Origin of the sequence: Gemmobacter denitrificans, from assembly GCF_036964905.1 — a bacterium.
Taxonomy (GTDB): domain Bacteria; phylum Pseudomonadota; class Alphaproteobacteria; order Rhodobacterales; family Rhodobacteraceae; genus Gemmobacter; species Gemmobacter denitrificans.
The window spans coordinates 66,278-84,497 of record NZ_JBALHR010000009.1; the positions used below are offsets into that span (position 1 = coordinate 66,278).

15 protein-coding genes are annotated in these 18,220 nt (G+C 65.3%); 13 read left to right on the forward strand and 2 right to left on the reverse strand.

All coding sequences use genetic code 11. From position 1 onward, the window contains the following. The first annotated feature begins 38 nt into the window (after window positions 1-38). From V6590_RS14340 to V6590_RS14365, 6 genes are read left to right on the forward strand one after another with little or no spacing between them, the layout of a single operon-like run. Window positions 39-914, forward strand: a complete 876-nt coding sequence (locus V6590_RS14340; protein ID WP_335424270.1) for a branched-chain amino acid ABC transporter permease — start codon at window positions 39-41, stop codon at window positions 912-914. Next, complete coding sequence (locus V6590_RS14345; RefSeq protein WP_335424272.1) at window positions 911-1,843, forward strand: branched-chain amino acid ABC transporter permease; 933 nt, start codon at window positions 911-913, stop codon at window positions 1,841-1,843. The genes V6590_RS14340 and V6590_RS14345 overlap by 4 nt, the downstream gene beginning before the upstream one ends. Continuing rightward, the gene (locus V6590_RS14350) at window positions 1,840-2,547 is read left to right on the forward strand and encodes an ABC transporter ATP-binding protein (protein ID WP_335424440.1); all 708 of its coding nucleotides are present in this window, start codon (window positions 1,840-1,842) and stop codon (window positions 2,545-2,547) included. The genes V6590_RS14345 and V6590_RS14350 overlap by 4 nt, the downstream gene beginning before the upstream one ends. Next, the gene (locus V6590_RS14355) at window positions 2,540-3,235 is read left to right on the forward strand and encodes an ABC transporter ATP-binding protein (RefSeq protein WP_335424273.1); all 696 of its coding nucleotides are present in this window, start codon (window positions 2,540-2,542) and stop codon (window positions 3,233-3,235) included. Before V6590_RS14350 ends, V6590_RS14355 begins: the two co-directional genes overlap by 8 nt. Beyond that, window positions 3,236-5,263 carry a hydantoinase/oxoprolinase family protein gene (locus V6590_RS14360; protein WP_335424275.1) on the forward strand — a complete coding sequence of 676 codons (2,028 nt, stop codon included), beginning with the start codon at window positions 3,236-3,238 and terminating at the stop codon, window positions 5,261-5,263. After that, on the forward strand, window positions 5,260-6,948 hold the full coding sequence (locus tag V6590_RS14365; protein WP_335424277.1) for a hydantoinase B/oxoprolinase family protein: 1,689 nt from the start codon (window positions 5,260-5,262) through the stop codon (window positions 6,946-6,948). Before V6590_RS14360 ends, V6590_RS14365 begins: the two co-directional genes overlap by 4 nt. Before the next feature lie 24 nt (window positions 6,949-6,972). Here the strand turns inward: V6590_RS14365 and dapD are convergent, their stop codons facing one another. Further along, window positions 6,973-7,797: a 2,3,4,5-tetrahydropyridine-2,6-dicarboxylate N-succinyltransferase gene (dapD, locus tag V6590_RS14370; protein WP_335424280.1), complete on the reverse strand. Its 825-nt coding sequence runs from the start codon at window positions 7,795-7,797 to the stop codon at window positions 6,973-6,975. A 125-nt stretch (window positions 7,798-7,922) separates the two neighbouring features. Here dapD and V6590_RS14375 point away from each other — a divergent pair, with 125 nt between their 5' ends. Together V6590_RS14375 and V6590_RS14380 are read left to right on the forward strand one after the other, a co-directional pair. Beyond that, complete coding sequence (locus V6590_RS14375; RefSeq protein ID WP_335424282.1) at window positions 7,923-9,458, forward strand: type I secretion protein; 1,536 nt, start codon at window positions 7,923-7,925, stop codon at window positions 9,456-9,458. A 25-nt stretch (window positions 9,459-9,483) separates the two neighbouring features. After that, window positions 9,484-10,308, forward strand: a complete 825-nt coding sequence (locus tag V6590_RS14380) for an LOG family protein (protein ID WP_335424284.1) — start codon at window positions 9,484-9,486, stop codon at window positions 10,306-10,308. Here the strand turns inward: V6590_RS14380 and V6590_RS14385 are convergent, their stop codons facing one another. Next, window positions 10,309-11,508 (reverse strand): winged helix-turn-helix domain-containing protein, encoded by a 1,200-nt coding sequence (locus V6590_RS14385; RefSeq protein WP_335424286.1) that lies wholly within the window; start codon window positions 11,506-11,508, stop codon window positions 10,309-10,311. 149 nt (window positions 11,509-11,657) lie between these two features. Between V6590_RS14385 and fabI the strand changes: the two genes are divergently transcribed. Genes fabI through V6590_RS14410 form a run of 5 tightly spaced genes read left to right on the forward strand, consistent with a single transcriptional unit; the run spans window position 11,658 to window position 18,214 of the window. After that, complete coding sequence (fabI, locus tag V6590_RS14390) at window positions 11,658-12,422, forward strand: enoyl-ACP reductase FabI (protein WP_335424288.1); 765 nt, start codon at window positions 11,658-11,660, stop codon at window positions 12,420-12,422. 11 nt (window positions 12,423-12,433) lie between these two features. Further along, entirely contained in the window at window positions 12,434-15,016 is a 2,583-nt protein-coding gene (locus V6590_RS14395) for a DUF3141 domain-containing protein (RefSeq protein ID WP_335424289.1), read from the forward strand. Between the two features lie 5 nt (window positions 15,017-15,021). Continuing rightward, entirely contained in the window at window positions 15,022-16,392 is a 1,371-nt protein-coding gene (locus V6590_RS14400) for a bifunctional enoyl-CoA hydratase/phosphate acetyltransferase (protein WP_335424443.1), read from the forward strand. Further along, entirely contained in the window at window positions 16,389-17,564 is a 1,176-nt protein-coding gene (locus V6590_RS14405) for an acetate/propionate family kinase (protein ID WP_335424291.1), read from the forward strand. Before V6590_RS14400 ends, V6590_RS14405 begins: the two co-directional genes overlap by 4 nt. Next, the gene (locus V6590_RS14410; RefSeq protein WP_335424293.1) at window positions 17,561-18,214 is read left to right on the forward strand and encodes a CoA transferase subunit A; all 654 of its coding nucleotides are present in this window, start codon (window positions 17,561-17,563) and stop codon (window positions 18,212-18,214) included. The genes V6590_RS14405 and V6590_RS14410 overlap by 4 nt, the downstream gene beginning before the upstream one ends. Window positions 18,215-18,220: the final 6 nt, after the last annotated feature.

The following is an 18,220-nucleotide window of genomic DNA, read 5'->3' on the forward strand; positions in this document are numbered from 1 at the left end:
CGAAAGGGGGGCGGGGGCCGGTCTGGCCCCCGCGATCCATGGGATTTGGACCGTTTCTTCTGCTGGCGACGCTGGAAGGCACCGTGATGGCGGCGGTGCTTGCGCTGTCTGCCGTGGGGCTTAGCCTGACCTTCGGGGTCATGCGGGTCGTGAATGTCGCCCATGGCGAGTTCTTCATGCTGGGCGCGGTGCTCAGCTGGGCCGTGTCGCTTTATGCGCCCAACCCGGTGCTGGCCTTTGCACTGGCGCTGGTGCTGGTGCCACTGGCCGTTGGGGGGCTGGCCGCGCTGGCCGATGCGGCTGTGCTGAAACGGCTGAACTATGACCCCGAGGCGACGATCGTTGCCACCATCGGGCTGTCATACATCCTGCAGCAGGCGGCGCTGACCTTCTTTGGCCCCGATGCCCGCCCGGTCGAGGCACCTTTCAGCCTGCGGCTGCAGTTTCCGTGGTTCGGCTATTCCGGTTACAAGCTGTTTGTCGTGCTGGCAGCGGCGGCGATCCTGCTGGCGGTCTGGACCTTTCTGCGCCGGTCACGGGCCGGGCTGGTGATGCGGGCCACGCAGGTGGATCGCAACACGGCGCGCGCTTTTGGCATCGATGTGGACCGGGTCTATATGGGCACTTTCGCGCTGGGCGCGGCGCTGGCCGCATTGGGGGCGGTGCTGATCGTGCCGATCCAGCAGGCGCATTACCTGATGGGGCATGACCCGCTGCTTTTGTCTTTCATCGTGGTCATCATCGGCGGGCTTGGGTCAATCCGGGGCACCCTGGTGGCGGCGTTGCTGATCGGGCTGTCAGACGGCATCATCTCGATGTTCTTTTCGCCGACGCTGGCCAAGATCATCGCCACGCTGGCGGTGGCGCTGGTGCTGGTGTTCCGCCCGCAGGGCCTGTTCGGAGAACGGGCATGAAGGCGCTGGCGCTGCATATCGCGGTGATTGCCGGGCTATGGCTGCTGCATGGTCTGCTGCCCGCCTATCACCATGGCAACATGGCGCGGATCATGGTGCTGGCGGTCTTTGCCATGGGCTACAATATCGCCTTTGGCTATACCGGCCTGCTCAGCCTTGGGCATGCGCTGTTTCTGGCGGCGGGCATGTATGCCATGGGGCTGGGCGCGCAACACTTTGGCACCGGGGCCTTGCCGGGGTTGATCCTGGGCACGCTGGCGGGCGGGGGCATTGCCGGGCTGGTGGGGCTGCTGGCACTGCGCACGGCGGGGGTCAGCTTCATGATCGTGACGCTGATGTTCGCGCAGGCGGGCTATCTGACGCTGCTGTATTTCGGCGCGGTCACCGGCGGGGATGAGGGCTTTCCCCTGCCTGCCGCCGCGCGCATCCTGGCCGGGCTGGACCTGACACAGGACGGGCCGCGGTATCTGGTGGCGCTGGCGCTGTTTTCCGTGGGGCTGATGGCGCAACTGGCCCTGGTGCAATCGCGCTTTGGCCGGGTGATGGTGGCCATGCGCGAAAACGAGGATCGCAGCCGGATGCTGGGCTACAACCCGTTCCGGGTGAAGCTGACGGCGCTGATCCTGTCAGGGCTTTATGCCGGGGCGGCGGGGGCGGCCTATGGGCTGTTGTTCGGCTATGTGGGGGCAAGTTTTGCCACCATCCAGTTCAGCATCCTGCCCATGCTCTATGTGCTGCTGGGGGGGGCGGGCACCACCTTGGGGCCGCTCTTGGGGGCGGTGCTGATGTTCTATCTGATCGATACCGCATCGACCCATTCATCGGCGCATCTTCTGGTGATCGGGGTGGCGCTGCTGGTTCTGGTGCTGTTCGCGCCCAAGGGTCTTCTGGGCACGCTGCGCGACAGGGGGATCAGATGGCTGCCATGATCCTTGAAGCGCAGGGGCTGGCCCGCGCCTTTGGCGGGTTGCGCGCGGTGGATGGCGTCGATTTCGCGCTGCGGGCGGGTGAAATTCACGCCCTGATCGGCCCGAATGGCGCCGGAAAGACCACCTTTGTCAGCCTGCTGTCGGGGCGGCAGCGCGCGGATGCCGGCACGATCCGCTTTGACGGGGCCGATATCACCCGCCTGCCCGCCCATGACAGGGTGGCGCGGGGTATTGCCTATACGTTCCAGATCACCTCGATCTATGCCGGGCTGGATGTCTTCGCCAATCTGGCGCTGGCGGTGCAGCGGCAGCGCGGGGCCGATCTGGCGGCAGATGTGCGCGCGGCAGCGGCCCGGGTGGGCCTGCAGGACCATCTGGCCACGCGGGCGGGCGAACTGAGCTATGGTCACCAGCGCCTGCTGGAGGTGGGCATGGGTCTGGCCCTGCAGCCCCGGCTGCTGATCCTGGACGAACCGACCCAGGGCCTTGCGGCGGCAGAGATCGCCGGGTTCATCGCGCTGATCCGCAGCCTTGTGCCGGCGACCACGGTGCTGCTGATCGAACATAACATGGAGGTGGTCATGGATCTGGCGCAGCGGATCACCGTGCTGAATTTCGGCAAGGTTCTGGCCACGGGCAGCCCCGAGGAAATTCGGGCCAACCCTGCCGTGCAGGCCGCCTATCTGGGGACGCCGGATGCTTGAAATCAGGGGCCTGTCGGGTGGCTATGGCGCGACGCAAGTGCTGCAGGGGGTGGATTTCACAGCGCCCCCGGGCCAGATCACCTGCATCATGGGGCGCAACGGGGCGGGCAAGACCACGCTTTGCCGGGCGATCATGGGGCAGATCGCCCGGAAGGCGGGCAGCATCACGCTGAACGGCACCGCGCTGCACGATCTGCCCGCACATGAGGTGCCGCGCCATGGTATCGGCTATGTGCCGCAGGGGCGGCGGTTGTTCGGCCCGCTGAGCGTGGCGGAGAATCTGGAAATCGGGTTGATGACGCGCGGCAAGGGCGCAGCCACGCGCGACCGGGTGCTGGACCTGTTTCCGCGCCTGCGCGAAAGGCTGGATCAGGCGGCGCGTACCCTTTCGGGCGGGGAACAGCAGATGCTGGCCGTGGCGCGTGCGCTGTGCCTGGAACCGGCGGTGCTGATCCTGGACGAACCCACCGAAGGCCTGCAGCCGTCGATGATCGCGCTGATCCGCGACCGGATCCAGGCGCTGAAATCCACCGGGGTTGCGACCATTCTGGTGGAACAGCGGGTGGAATCGGTCTTGCAGGTGGCCGACAGCGTGGCCTTCATGGTGCAGGGCAGGATTGTGGAAACCGTGGCCGCGCAAGGGCTTGGCCCCCGTGCGGCGCAATTCCAGACCTATGTGGGGGTGTGAATGGCCGGGCTTGTCGCGGGCGTGGATGTGGGCGGCACCTTCACCGATCTGGTGATCTTTGATCCGGCCACGGGTGGGGTGCGGCTGGCCAAGGTGCCGACCACGCTGGACAATCAGGCCTTTGGTGTCCTTGCGGGCTTTGAGGCTGCCGGGGCCGATCTGCGCGACGTGGCGCTGGTGGTGCATGGCACGACCACAACGACGAATGCAGTGCTGGAGCGCAACCTGTGCCGGACCGGGCTGATCACCACGGCAGGGTTTCGGGATGTGCTGGAACTGGGTCGGCGCACCCGGCCGCAGGCCTATGGCATGACCGGGCGCTTTACCCCCGTCATCCCGCGCGATCTGCGGCTGGAGGTGCCCGAGCGGATGGATGCCCAGGGCCGTGTGATCACACCGCTGGATGAAACGGCGCTGCGCGATGCGGTGGCGCGGCTGATCGCGGCGGGTTGTGAATCGCTGGTGATCCATTTCCTGCACAGCTATGCCAACCCCGCGCATGAAGCCCGTGCCGCCGAAATTGCCCGCAGGCTCTGGCCCAACAGCCATGTGACGGCGGGGCATCAGATCCTGTCGGAATCGCGCGAATATGAACGCGGGGTCACGGCGGCGGTGAATGCGGCAGTGCAGCCCTTGCTGGATCGTTATGTCAGCCGGTTGTCGGCGGAACTGGCCCATCGGGGCTATGGGGCCGATCTTCTGGTGATGAACGGCAATGGCGGCATGGTGCCCGCCGCACAGGTATCGCGCGAGGCGGTCAAGACCGTGATGTCCGGCCCGGCCTCGGGCGTGATTGCCGCCTGCTATACCGGGCGGGCTGCCGGGTTTCCCGATCTGGTGACCTATGACATGGGCGGCACCTCGACCGATGTGGCGATGATCCGCGATGGCCGCGCGCCGGTGTCGAACGAGATCGAGGTCGAATATGCCATGCCCATCCATGTGCCGATGGTGGATGTGCGCACCGTGGGCGCAGGGGGCGGGTCGATCGCGCGGGTCGATGCGGCGGGGATGCTGCGGGTGGGGCCGGACAGCGCAGGTGCTGCGCCCGGCCCGATCTGCTATGGTCGGGGCGGCACGCAGGTCACCATTTCGGATGCCAATCTGATCCTGGGCCGTCTGCCGCCCGACAGGTTTGGCGCGGCGGCAGATGCGGCCCGCGCCGCGATGATTGAACAGATCGCGCACCCCTTGGGCCTGACGCTGGAACAGGCGGCGGCGGCGGTGCTGCGCATTGCCAATACCCATATGGCCGGGGCGATCCGCATGGTTTCCATTTCCATGGGGGCCGATCCGCGCGATTTCGCGCTGTTTGCCTTTGGCGGGGCCGGGCCGCTGCATGCCGCCGATCTGGCGCGCGAGCTGGCCATTCCACGCGTGCTGATCCCGGCAAGGCCGGGCATCACCAATGCGCTTGGCTGCACGGTGGCCGATCTGCGCCACGATGAGGTGCGCACCGTCAACCGCCCGCTGGATGTGGTGGACATGGATAAGGTCCATGCCATCTGGCGCGGGCAAGAGGCCGAGGGCCGTGCCCGGATCGCCGCTGCCGGCCTGCCGCTTGACCATATCGAGGCCGAGTTTTCGGCGGATATGCAATTCATCGGCCAGACCCATCTGTTGCGCATTCCCCTGCCGGATGGCCGACCGGACCGCGCCGCGTTGCAGCAGCGGTTCGAGGCGGCCTATCACGCCCGCTTTGGCGTGGCGTTGCCGCAGATCCGGGCCAATCTGGTGAACCTGAACTGTTCGGTCATCGGTCGCCGTCCGGGGCTTGATCTGGCCCGGCTGATCGATCCGGCCGGGCGCGGCAGTCTGGCCGATGCGCTGCAGGGGCACCGGCGCGTCTGGTTCGATCAGCCGGTTGATACCCCGGTCTATCGGCGCGAGACGCTGCCGCTGGATGCACGGATCGCGGGCCCGGCGATCATCGAACAGATGGATACGACCACGCTCTTGCCGCCCGGCGATCTGCTGCAGGGCGATGCGATGGGCAATCTGATCCTGACCATAGGGGGCGCGGCATGATCGATCCGGTCACATTGGCGGTGATTCAGGCGGGCCTGCAGCAGGTTTGCGATGAAATGGACCTGACCTTTTCGCGCGCCGCCTTTTCGCCGGTGATCGCCGAGGCCGACGACCGGTCGGATGGCATCTATGCGGCAGGCGATGGCAGTCTGATTGCGCAAGGGTCGCGCGGATTGCCGGTCTTTGTGGGCACGATGCAGTTTTCCACCCGCCACCTGACCGAACGCATTGCCAATGGCGAAACGGCGGCCCCCGAACCGGGCGACATCTATATCGTGAACGATCCCTATCTGGGTGGCACGCATCTGATGGATGTGCGGTTCGTGCTGCCCTTTTACCGCGACGGCCGGCTGTGGTGCTGGCTGTCGAATACCGGGCATTGGCCCGATACTGGCGGGGCGGTGCCGGGGGGCTTTTCGGCCTCGGCCACGGCGGCCGAACAGGAAGGGCTGCGCCTGCCCCCGGTCAAGCTGTTCAAGCGCGGGCAGATGGATCGGGAAATCTGGCAGATCATCTGTTCCAACATCCGTGTCTCGGATCAGCGGATCGGGGATGTTCAGGCGCAGGCGGCGGCGCTGCGGATCGGGGCAGAACGCCTGGCGGCCTTGCTGGATCGCTATGGCGATGCCACAGTTGCGGATGCGATTGCCGAATTGCGGGCGCTGGCTGCACGGCAGATGCGCGCCAATATCGGTCTGATCCCCGATGGCCGCTATCAGGCCCGCGCGATGGTGGATAGCGACGGGGTGGTGAATGAACCGCTGATCATCGCATTGACGGTCACGAAGGCGGCGGGCGGGCTGTGCTTTGATTTCGCCGGGTCCAGCCCGCCCTGCCTTGGACCGATGAATTCGGTGCGCGCCACGACCTTTTCTTCGGTCTATCTGGCGATGCGGCATATCTTCCCCGATGTTCCGATCAGCGCCGGGGCGTTCGAGCCGCTACAGATCACAGGGATCGAAGGCACCTTTCTGGATGCCCATTACCCCCGCCCGGTATCGGGCTGCGCGGCAGAGGTCAGCCAGCGGATCGCGGAAGCCGTCTTTGCGGCGCTGGTGCAGGCCCTGCCGGATCGGGTGACTGCGGCGCCTGCGGGCACATCGGGCAATCTGTCGCTGGGCGGTCATGACCCGGAAAAGGGCCGCGATTATGTGATGTATCAGATTTCGGGAGGCGGGTATGGCGGCAATGCCGATCATGACGGCCTGTCGAACGGCTGTTCCACCATCGGCATTTCCAAGGCCCCGCCGATCGAGATCATGGAGCAGAACTTCCCCGTTCTCTATCGGCACTATGCCTTGCATGAAGGATCGGGCGGGGCGGGCAGGCAGCGGGGCGGATTTGGTCTGGATTACGAAATCGAACTGCTGCGCGGCACGGCGCGGGCGTCTTTCGTCATGGACCATGGCCGCAGCGGGCCGCAAGGGGTGCTGGGCGGGCAGGATGGCGCGGTGAACCGGGTCGAGGTGGTGCAGGGCGGCACCGGCTTTACCCCGCCGCATCTGTCAAAAGCGCAGGACATTCCGCTGCAGCCGGGCGACAGGATCCGGGTGCGCACCCCCGGCGGCGGTGGCTATGGCCCACCACAAGACCGCGATCCGGCCTTGCTGGCCGAGGATGTGCGGCTGGGGCGGTATTCCCCGGAAGAAGGCGAACGCAAGTTCGGAATGGAAAAGGGCGGCTGATGCCGCCCTGTCTGGCAGGCGCGATCAGTCGCGCAGCAATTCGTTGATCGAGGTCTTCGACCGGGTCTGTGCATCGACCTTTTTCACGATCACCGCGCAATACAGGTTGATGCCGTTCTTCGACGGCATCGATCCCGCAACCACCACCGAACCGGCGGGCACTTCGCCATACATCACCGCCCCGGTTTCGCGATCGACGATCTTGGTGGATTTGCCGATGAACACGCCCATGCCCAGCACCGACCCTTCACGGACGATGCAGCCTTCGACCACCTCGGAACGCGCACCGATAAAGCAGTTGTCTTCAATGATTGTGGGACCGGCCTGCATCGGTTCCAGCACGCCGCCAATGCCGACGCCGCCCGACAGGTGCACATTCTTGCCGATCTGTGCGCAAGACCCGACGGTGGCCCAGGTATCGACCATGGTGCCTTCATCGACAAAGGCCCCCAGGTTCACAAAGCTGGGCATCAGCACCACGCCCTTGGCGATATGAGCCGATTTGCGCACGATGCAGTTCGGCACGGCACGAAAGCCCGCGGCGCGGAACTCGGCCTCGCCCCAGCCGTGGAACTTGCTGTCCACCTTGTCCCACCAGCTACCACCCTGCGGGCCGCCCGATTGCAGGCCCATGTCCTGCAGGCGGAAGCCCAGCAGCACGGCCTTCTTGGCCCATTGGTTCACATGCCAATCGGCACCGCGCTTTTCGGCCACGCGCAGGGTGCCTGCGCCCAGGGCCTCCAGCGTCGCCTCAACTGCGTCGCGTGCCTCGCCCTTGGTGGCGGGGGTGATGCTGTCGCGGGCCTCCCATGCGGTTTCGATGGCGGATTCGAGTGCGGCATGGCTCATGGTCTGTCCCCCGGAATGGCGTGTCGCGCCCTGCTATAGCTGCCGCCGGGGCAGGGCGCAATCTTTCGGGCTGGACATCGCGGTTTGAGTGTACAGATTTGCACCAGACACTTATGAGGTGAATCATGTGCTGGGCCTGCCTGCAACCTGACCATCTGGACCTGCCGCGCAGCGGTGGAGCAACCATTGCCGCCGCAGGCAGCACGGTGCGCGATGAAACTGCGCTGCTGGCGGTGCTGGAAAACCCGACGAACAGCTGGGCCGCGTTTGCGGATCAGGGCGCGCAGCCGGTGATCGTCAGCTACAGCTTTGCCGAAGGCGATACTCTGCCAGACCCGGCCGACGATCCCTATGGCGTGGACAGCACCTTCAGCTTTTCCACAGCACAGCGCGAGAATTTCCGTCTGGTGCTGGCCGAGGCGTCAAAGATGGCAGGCGTGGTCTTTGTCGAAACCACCGGCACGGCCATGGTCAATGTCTATGGCACGCTGGGCAGTTCCTGGGGCGGTTGGGCCAATTATGCCTGGAGCAGCGAATGGACCACCGGACAAGGCAGGCTGACCATCGATGCCAATGACAGTTTCGCGCCGGGCAGTGCCAGCTTTCAGATATTGCTGCACGAATTGGGCCATGCGCTTGGCCTGAAGCACCCGCATGAAGGCGATATCCGGCTGGCCTCTGATGTTGATCGGCCGGAACAGACCGTGATGTCTTATGAATGGACAAACATCGTGCGGAAGTTCGGTCCGCTGGATGTGGCGGCGCTGACCACGCTTTATGGTGGCCCGGTTGACACCACCGGCTGGAAGATGCGGATCAGCGAAACCGCCTTTACCCTGACCGGCAGCGCGCGTGGCGAAACCCTGATGGGGATTGACCGCAGCAGCCGGATTGAAGGTGCTGGCGGCGCCGATACCCTGTTTGGCCGCGAATATGATGATCGACTGTCGGGCGGCAAGGGCGATGATGTGCTGCGTGGCGGGCATGGCATCGATACCCTCTTGGGCGGTGCCGGGAATGACCGGCTTGATCTGGGGGGCGATCAGGATTGGCCCGGTTTCGAAGATGAACCCGAACTGGCCCGGGGCGGTTCTGGCAATGACACCCTGACCGGTTCAAACCGCGAAGTGCGGCTGTCGGGGGATGCCGGAAATGACCGGCTGACAGGGGGCAGTGCCTACGACACGCTTGCCGGTGGCGCAGGCGATGACACGCTGACGGGTGGTACTGGTAATGACGTGATGTCGGGGGGGACGGGGCGGGATGTCCTGCAAGGCGGCGACGGTTTCGATACCCTGACGGGTGGCGCGGGTGACCGGCTGGTCGGAGGTTACGGGCAGGATACCCTGCGTCTGTTCGATGCGGGTGGCGCGCGCGTGACCGGCGGCCAATACGAGGCCGACGAGTTCCATTTCCATCGCGGTGCCGATCCGGGCAAGACGGCTGTGGTGCTGACGGATTTCGAGGTCGGGCTCGACCGTATCGTGCTGCATTACAACATCACGCCATCGCGCCTGCCCGATATCGACATCCATTCCCGCAATGGCGGGGCGGACAGTCTGGTGCTGATCGACAGGCCCGGTGGCGATCCGGCCTTCCGTATCCTGTTCAAGGGGGTTGCGCCCGAGGATATCCTCATGTCTGACTTCCTGCTGGGCTGAGGCCCGGCAGAACAGGACCACGCCGATGACCGACGATACCCGCAGCCACCCGTTCCGCGACAGTTCGCAGGATCTGGAGGCCACGCACCGCATTCCCGACACGCCGCAGACGCGGGCGCCGGCCTATCGGCTGGCCTTTGCCGATCCCGATTTCCTGATGCGGGAGGAACTGCGCCCGGTGCGGCTGCAGCTGGAACTGCTGAAACCGCAGATGATCCTGGACGAGCGCGGCATCCAGTCCACCGTCGTGCTGTTCGGCGGCGCGCGCATCCCCCGCCCGGAAGAGGCCGACAAGGCCCGGACCCCGGCCCTGGCCGGTCTGGCGCATTTCTACGATGAGGCGCGGCGCTTTGCCCGGCTGATGACCGAACGCAGCATGGAAACCTATGGCCGCGAGAATGTCATCGTGACCGGCGGCGGCCCGGGGGTGATGGAGGCAGGCAATCGCGGCGCCCATGAGGCGGGTGGCCAATCCATCGGGCTGAACATCGTGCTGCCGCATGAACAGGCACCGAATGCCTATGTGACGCCGGACCTTTCGTTCAATTTTCACTATTTCGCGCTGCGCAAGATGCATTTCCTGATGCGGGCGCGGGCGGTCTGCATCTTTCCCGGCGGCTTTGGCACGCTGGATGAAATGTTCGAAACGCTGACCCTGATCCAGACCCGGCGGATGAAGCGCATCCCGTTCCTTCTGTTCGGGCGGGCCTTCTGGGATGGGGTCATCAACTGGCAGGCGCTGGCCGATGCGGGCACCATCAGCCCCGAAGACCTGACACTGTTCCAATATGTCGAAACGGCGGAAGAGGCCGTGGCGGCGATTGATGCCTTTGGCGACCCCTGCGCCTGATCAGGCCAGGGTGTCGCGCTGCCAGCCGGGCAGAAAGTCCAGCCGCGCCACACCGGCAAAGCGCGCCATGCGCGCCAGTTCCGCATCCAGCTTTGCCATCCGCGCCTTGGTCAGGCGCTGGCCAGGCTCGGGCCAGAAGCCGCGGATGCGCAGCACATCTTCATCGCGATGCGTCTTGGTGTCGATCCGGCCGATGATGCGGTCGCCCTCCAGCACCGGAAAGACGTAATAGCCATAGCGCCGCTGCGCTTCGGGCACGAACACCTCGATCCGGTAATGAAAACCGAACAGACGTTCGGCCCGTTTGCGGTCGCGCAAGGCTGGATCGAAAGGGGACAGGATGCGCAGGCGCGGGCAGACCTGTGGCTGCTGATCCGGCGTGTCGGGGCGGCAGACATGCTTGCGCAGGCTGCCATCGGCACCCTGCACCATCACCTCGATCAATTGGCCGGTCTGCAGACCGGCGTTGACCCAGTCGCGCGCCTCGTCGGGGGTGACGCCCGCCCAGTAGGCGGCAATTTCGCCCGATGTGGCAAAGCCCAGCCGGTCCAGTGCGGCGCTGCACAGGGCATCGCAGCTTTCCTCTTCCTCGGGCGCGGCGGCGCGCAGCGTTTCGGGGATCACCCTTTCGGTCAGGTCATAGACCTTGCGGAAACCTTCGCGCCGGGTGATCGACAGATCGCCCGCGCGCCACAGAAACTCCAGTGCGGCCTTTGACGGGTGCCAATCCCACCAGCCGCCTGACGACCGCGCCTCATCTTCGCCCACCTCGGCCGAGGTGACTGGGCCATGATCGGCGATGCGTTGCAGCACCGCGTCGAACTTGTGGTGAAACCCGTCGGGCTGCCAGCCGGTCCAACGCTGCACCAGCCGCGCCCGATCCCGCGCAAAGCGGTGCCGCCAATGCGGAAACAGCGCCATCGGCAGGATCGAGGCGTCATGCGTCCAGTGTTCCCACAGCGCCCGCCCGGCCAGCAGGCGATCAAGCGCCTGTGGCTGATAGCTTTGCCGCCGCGCCAGCAGGATCATGTGATGGGCGCGGGCGACCGTGTTGATGCTGTCCACCTGGACAAAGCCGATCCGGTCGATCAACGCGGCAAGGGCCGGGCCGCTGGCCGGGCCGGTTGGCGGTTCGGCCAGCGCATGACGATCCAGAAAGATCGCACGGGCCTGGGCATTGGGCAAAAGAACAGGGGCCATGGGCGGCAGGATGGCCGCCTTCGCCCATAACCGTCAATGCCATTCCGCGACGTTCGACCGCGGGTGGGCCGTAAAACTGTCATGCGACTGCCAAGCGGCTGAAATGAATCCGGCGCAGGGTGTGCGGGAATCGATGATGGGGATGAACCGTGTTTTCCTTGCAGGGACAAAAGGCGCTGATCGTCGGGATCGCAAATGAACATTCCATCGCCTGGGGCTGCGCGCAGGCCCTGAAGGCGCAGGGAGCTGAACTTGCGGTCACATGGTTGAATGACAAGGCCGAACCCCATGTCCGCCCGCTGGCGGAACGGCTTGGCGCCGAAATCATGCTGCCGCTGGATGTGAGCCAGCCCGGCCAGCTGGAAAAGGTGTTTTCCGAAATCGCGGCGCGGTGGGGCCGGCTGGATACGCTGGTGCATTCCATCGCCTTTGCGCCGAAGGCCGATCTGCATGGCCGGGTGGTGGATTGCTCGCCCGATGGCTTTGCGCTGTCGATGGACATTTCGGTCCATTCCTTCCTGCGCATGATCCGTCTGGCCGAACCGCTGATGGACGAGGGGGGCTGCTGCATGGCGGTCAGCTTCTTCGGTTCGTCGCGCGTTGTGCGGCATTACAACATGATGGGCCCGGTGAAGGCTGCGCTGGAAAGTGCAGTCCGCTATGCCGCCGCAGAGCTGGGGGAAAAGGGCATCCGTGTGCATGCCCTGTCGCCCGGGCCGCTGAAGACCCGTGCCGCCAGCGGCATTGATCACTTTGACGAGTTGCTGGAGGCGGCCTCGGAACGGGCGCCGACCCACCAGTTGGCCAGCATCGAGGATGTGGGGGCGATGGCCGCCTTCCTGGCCTCAGCTGCCGCCCGCAACCTGACCGGCGGTGTCCATGACATCGACGGCGGTTTTTCGATCACAGCCTGACGGGGGTTCCCATGGCCAATGTCTTCGACCTGTTCGATCCTGCCCGCCAGCCGCAGGTGCCGCGCCCCGAAACCGATCTTCTGGCCGTGGCGCGCCGGGCGATGACCGTGGCCGAGGAAGAGATCGACGCGGGCAGCGCGACGTTCAACATCCTGATCACCGCCGCGCAGCGCCATGCCGCGCGCATCAGCGAAAGCCAGTCGGCCCGCGCCGAAGCGGCGCTGGACCAGGCACGGCGTCTGATGGACGATTTGCGGCAGTCGCAGGCCGAAGGGCGGCTGCAGGCCGATCAGGCAGAATATCTGCGTGATGCCTGGGACCGGATGATCCTGACGCTGGACACGCTGCGCAAGCGCGGCGACATCTTTCTGGACCATGAAGAGGCAGGCTGCCCGCCCGTGCTGATCTATGATTACGAGATCATCATGGATGGGGCGGATCTGCTTTATCCCGCCAATTACATGCTGCTGAAGATCATCCCGCCCGAAGGTGTTACGGTGAATGACAGCCGCCGCCCCTATATCATCATCGACCCGCGCGCCGGGCACGGGCCGGGCATCGGCGGCTTCAAGGCTGACAGTCAGGTCGGTGTGGCGCTGCGCGAGGGCCATCCGGTCTATTTCGTGGCCTTCAAGCGGATGCCCGAACCGGGGCAGTTCCTGTCTTTCGTCACCCGAGCCGAGGCGGAATTCGTGCGCGAGGTGATGCGCCGCCATCCCGATGCGTCCAAACCCGTGATCACCGGCAATTGTCAGGGCGGCTGGGCCACGCTTTTGCTGGCCGCGACCAATCCCGATCTGACCGGGCCCATCGTCATCAACGGGGCCCCCGTGGCGCCCTGGGCGGGCAAGGTGGGCGAAAACCCGATGCGCTACAATGCCGGGGTTCTGGGCGGCACCTGGATTCCGATGTTCCTGTCAGACCTTGGCGGCGGCATTTTTGATGGCGCGCATCTGGTGCAGAATTTCGAGCTGCTGAATCCCGCCCGCACCCTGCTGCGCAAATATACCGATCTGTTCCGCGACATCGACAAGGGCGACGAGGCCTTCCTCGAATTCGAGAAATGGTGGGGCGGCTTCTTCCTGATGACCGAAGCCGAGATCAAGTGGATCGTGGAACAGCTGTTCGTCGGCAACCGTCTGGTGAAGAACGAGGCCCGGATCGAACCCGGCCGCCCGGTGGACTTGAAGGCGATCCGCGCGCCGATCATCGTCTTTGCCAGCCATGGCGACAACATCACCCCGCCACAACAGGCGCTGAACTGGGTCGCCGAAACCTATGCCGATGTGAATGAAATCCGCATCCGCGGCCAGCGCATCGTCTATATGGTGCATGAACAGGTCGGCCATCTGGGCATCTTCGTCTCGTCGCAGATTGCCCGGAAGGAACATTCCGAAGTCGCCTCGACCCTGAAAACCATCGAGGCGCTGGCCCCCGGCCTGTATGAAATGCGCATCGAGGATGTGACGGAACGGGACGGGCAGAAGCATTTCACCGTGGGCTTTGTCGAACGCACGCTGGATGATATCCGCGCGCTGGATGACACGGTGGCCGATGAACGCCCCTTCGCCGCCGTGGCCCGTGCCGCCGAGGTGCAGGCCCAGCTTTACGATACGGTGATCCGCCCGGCCGTGCGTGCGCTTGTGACCGAATCCGGTGCGGAAATGAGCCGTGCGCTGCATCCGCAGCGGCTGACCCGGGCCATGGCCTCCAGCCGCAATCCGGCGATGAAGCAGGTGGAGGCGATGGCCGAAAAGGTGAAGGCCGACCGTCGCAAGGCGGCAGCCACCAACCCGTTTCTGGCGATGGAGGCCTTCTGGGTCCAAAGCGCCGAAACCATGGTCGATGCGCTGCGTGACAGCCGCGACATGGGGTATGAACTGTTGTTCCATTCGGTCTGGGGCAGCCCCTGGGCCCGTGCCTTTGGCCGCACGCATGAAACCCGGCGCACGTTGAAATCGCAATCCGAACTGCGCGGCCTGCCCGAAGTGGCCAATGCGCTGATGCATATGGAACAGGGCGGGTTCCCCGAGGCAGTGATCCGTATGCTGGTGCTGCTGGCCGAAAACCGCGGCACCGTGCGGCGCGACCGGCTGGAGCGTTCGGCCCGAGTGCTGACGCAGGATGAACCCTTCCGCAGCCTGGGTGCGGAACGCCGCGCAATGATGATCCATCAGCAGACTCTGATCGCAACCTTTGAACCCGAACGTGCCATTGCCACCTTGCCGCTGCTGCTGCGCGAGGCGGAAGACCGCGAACTGGCCCTGAAGGTGGTGCAGTATATCCCCGGCGTGATCGAGGAAATGTCGCCACGCACGCTGTCGCTTCTGCAGCGGTTCCGCGAGGTTCTGGGTCTGGCACCCTTGACGGGCGATGTGGTCGATGATCCGCTGGATGCGGATGCAGGGGATGGTCACCCGGAGGGTGTGGTTGCGCCAACCGATCCTGTGGTGGCGATTGATGCGGATGCGGCCAATGCGCCGACCGGTGAACAGGTCACCGAAATGGCACCGCAAACGCCCCCCGCGCCGCAAACTTCGTCGCGCCGCCGCCGCACGCAGAACGGCAGCGATGCGACCACGGCAGAAAGCTGATGACCATGCGTCTTGTGAACCGGACCTATGACGAATTGCAGCCGGGGGATCATGCCGAATTGCGGCGGCTGATCACAGCGGATGATCTGTTCGTCTTTGCCGCCGCATCGGGCAATACCAATCCGATGCATCTGGAAGACAGCGATCTGGATGGCGACGGCACGGTGGAACGCATCGCGCCGGGCATGTTCGTGGCCTCGCTGATCTCGGCGGTGCTGGGCACCCAATTGCCGGGTCCGGGTACGCTCTATCGCCGCCAGAGCCTTGATTTCCACGCCCGCGCCTTTGCCGGTGACGAAGTGGTGGTGCGCGCCGAGGTGACCGGCAAATCGGATGGGCTGGTGCGGCTGTCCACCCAGGTGCTGCATGCCGATGGCCGGTTGATCCTGACCGGCGAGGCCGATGTGATCGCCCCGGTCGAGAAGTTCGACCGTGACGGCGTCGATGTGCCCGGGCTGGTGGTGCAGCGGCATCGTCACTTCGAGGCGCTGCTGGAGCGTGCCCGCCCTCTGGCCGCGCTGCCCACAGCGGTGGTCTGCCCGGACGAGGCCAATTCGCTGGGCGGGGCACTGCTGGCCGCCCGGGAAAGCATCATCGCGCCGATCCTGATCGGGTCCGAAGCGGCGATCCGCATGGCGGCTGCCGATATCGGAGCCGATCTGACCGGGATCGAGGTGATCGACGTGGCAGGCGATCTGGCAGCGGCCGAACGGGCCTGCGCGCTGGTGCATGAAGGCCGGGCAGCGGCGGTGATGAAGGGGCATCTTCATACCGATGACCTGCTCAAGCCGATGCTGGACAAGACCATGGGCCTGCGGGTCGGGCGGCGTTTCACCCATGTGTTCGTGATGGATGTGCCGGGCCAGCCTGAACCGCTGTTCGTCACCGATGCAGCCATCAACATCGCGCCCGATCTGGCGACGAAGGTGGATATCTGCCAGAACGCCATCGACCTTGCGCTGTCGCTGGGCATGGACCCGCGGGTGGGTGTGCTGTCGGCGGTGGAAACGGTGAACCCCGCGATCCAGTCCTCGATCGATGCGGCGCTGCTGTCCAAGATGGCCGACCGGGGCCAGATCCGGGGTGGGCAGGTCGAAGGCCCGCTGGCCATGGACAATGCGGTGGATATGGGCGCCGCCCGGACCAAGGGGCTGAAGGGGGCCGTGGCCGGACGCGCCAATATCCTTGTGGTGCCGGGGCTGGATGCGGGCAACATGCTGGCCAAGCAACTGGCCTTCATCAGCCATGCCGAAGGGGCCGGGCTGGTGCTGGGGGCCAAGGTTCCGGTCATCCTCAACAGCCGGTCGGACAGCCCGATGTCGCGGCTTGCCTCCTGCGCCGTGGCGGCCATTCATCACTTTGCGGGGGCAAGATGACCCGCGCTGTCCTGACGCTGAATGCCGGGTCGTCCTCGCTGAAGGTGGCGCTGTTTCCCGAAACCGGGGATGATCCGCTGGCCACCGGGCTGGCTGATCGGATCGGGCCCGATGGCGTGCTGACGCTGAAGGATGCAACCGGCGCACCGATCGCCAGCGCCGGTGATCTGACCAGCCATGCCGGGGCCATTGCCGCCGTCATCGCGGCCTTCCGCGCCCGCTGGCCCGATCTGGATCTGGCGGCCATCGGGCATCGCGTGGTGCATGGCGGGGCCGACCGCATGACCCCCGAGATGGTGACCGGGCCATTGCTGGCCGAACTGGCGCAACTGTCGCCCTTTGCGCCGCTGCACCAACCGCATAATCTGGCGGGTATCCGCGCCGCGATGGAGGCCTTTCCGGGTGTGCCGCAGGTGGCCTGTTTCGACACGGCCTTTCATCGCAGCCATCCTTTCGTGAATGATACTTTCGCACTGCCCCGCGCCTTTTATGACGAAGGGGTGCGGCGCTACGGCTTTCACGGCCTGTCTTACGATTATATCGCCGGTGAACTGGCCCGCAGTGCCCCGCATCTGGCCGAGGGCCGGGTGGTCGTGGCCCATCTGGGCAATGGCGCAAGCATGTGCGGGATGACGCATGGCCGTTCGGTGTCTTCGACCATGGGGTTTTCGGCGCTGGATGGTTTGCCGATGGGCACCCGCTGCGGCCAGCTTGATCCGGGGGTGCTGCTGTATCTGATGGATCAGCGGGGCATGAACGCGGCCCAGATCACCGATCTGCTGTACCGTCAGTCCGGCCTGCTGGGCCTTTCGGGCCTGTCAAACGACATGCGGACGCTGGAAGCGGCGGGCACGCCCGAGGCGATGCAGGCCATTGACTACTTTACCTTCCGCTGCCAGCGCGAAGTAGGGGCCATGGCCGCCGCCCTTGGCGGGATTGATGCGCTGGTCTTTTGCGGCGGCATTGGCGAAAACTCGCGCCTGATCCGTGCCCGCATCTGCGAACGGCTGGGCTGGATGGGGATCGAGATCGACCACGCGCGCAATGCGCAGAATGACCGGATCATTTCCACCGATCTGGCGCGGACGACCGTGATGGTCATTCCAACCAATGAAGAACTGGTGATCGCCCGCGCGGCCCGCAGGGCCTCGGGCGCAGAGGGGGCGGCATGAAAGGCGCATTGAAACCCGAAGTGGCAGCCGAAATGATCCCCGAAGGCGCAAGCCTGATGATCGGCGGTTTCATGGCGGTGGGCACGCCGGAACGGATGATCGACGCCATCGTCGCGCGGGGCGTGGGCGGGCTGACGGTGATCGCAAATGATACGGCCATGCCGGGCAAGGGCATCGGCAAGCTGATCTCGGCCGGACTCGTGCGTCGCGCCATTGTCAGCCATATCGGGCTGAACCCCGAAACCCAGGCCCGGATGATTTCAGGCGATCTGCAGTGCGAACTGATGCCGCAGGGCACCCTGATCGAACGCATCCGCGCCGGGGGCATGGGGCTGGGCGGGGTGCTGACCCCGACCGGGCTTGCCACCGAGGTGGAAGAGGGCAAGCAGATCGTCACGGTCGAAGGGAACCGCTTTCTGCTGGAAACCCCGCTGAAGGCGGATTTCGCACTGATCGGGGCGTGGCAGGCCGATTATGTCGGCAATCTGCGCTATCTGCTGACGGCGCAGAACTTCAACCCGATCATCGCGCTGGCGGGCCGCACCGTCATTGCCGAGGCCGAAAGCATTGTGCCGGTGGGGGTGATCCCGCCCGATGCCGTCAGGACGCCGGGCGTTCTGGTCGATCATCTGTTGATCCGCGCGGCGTAAGGAGTG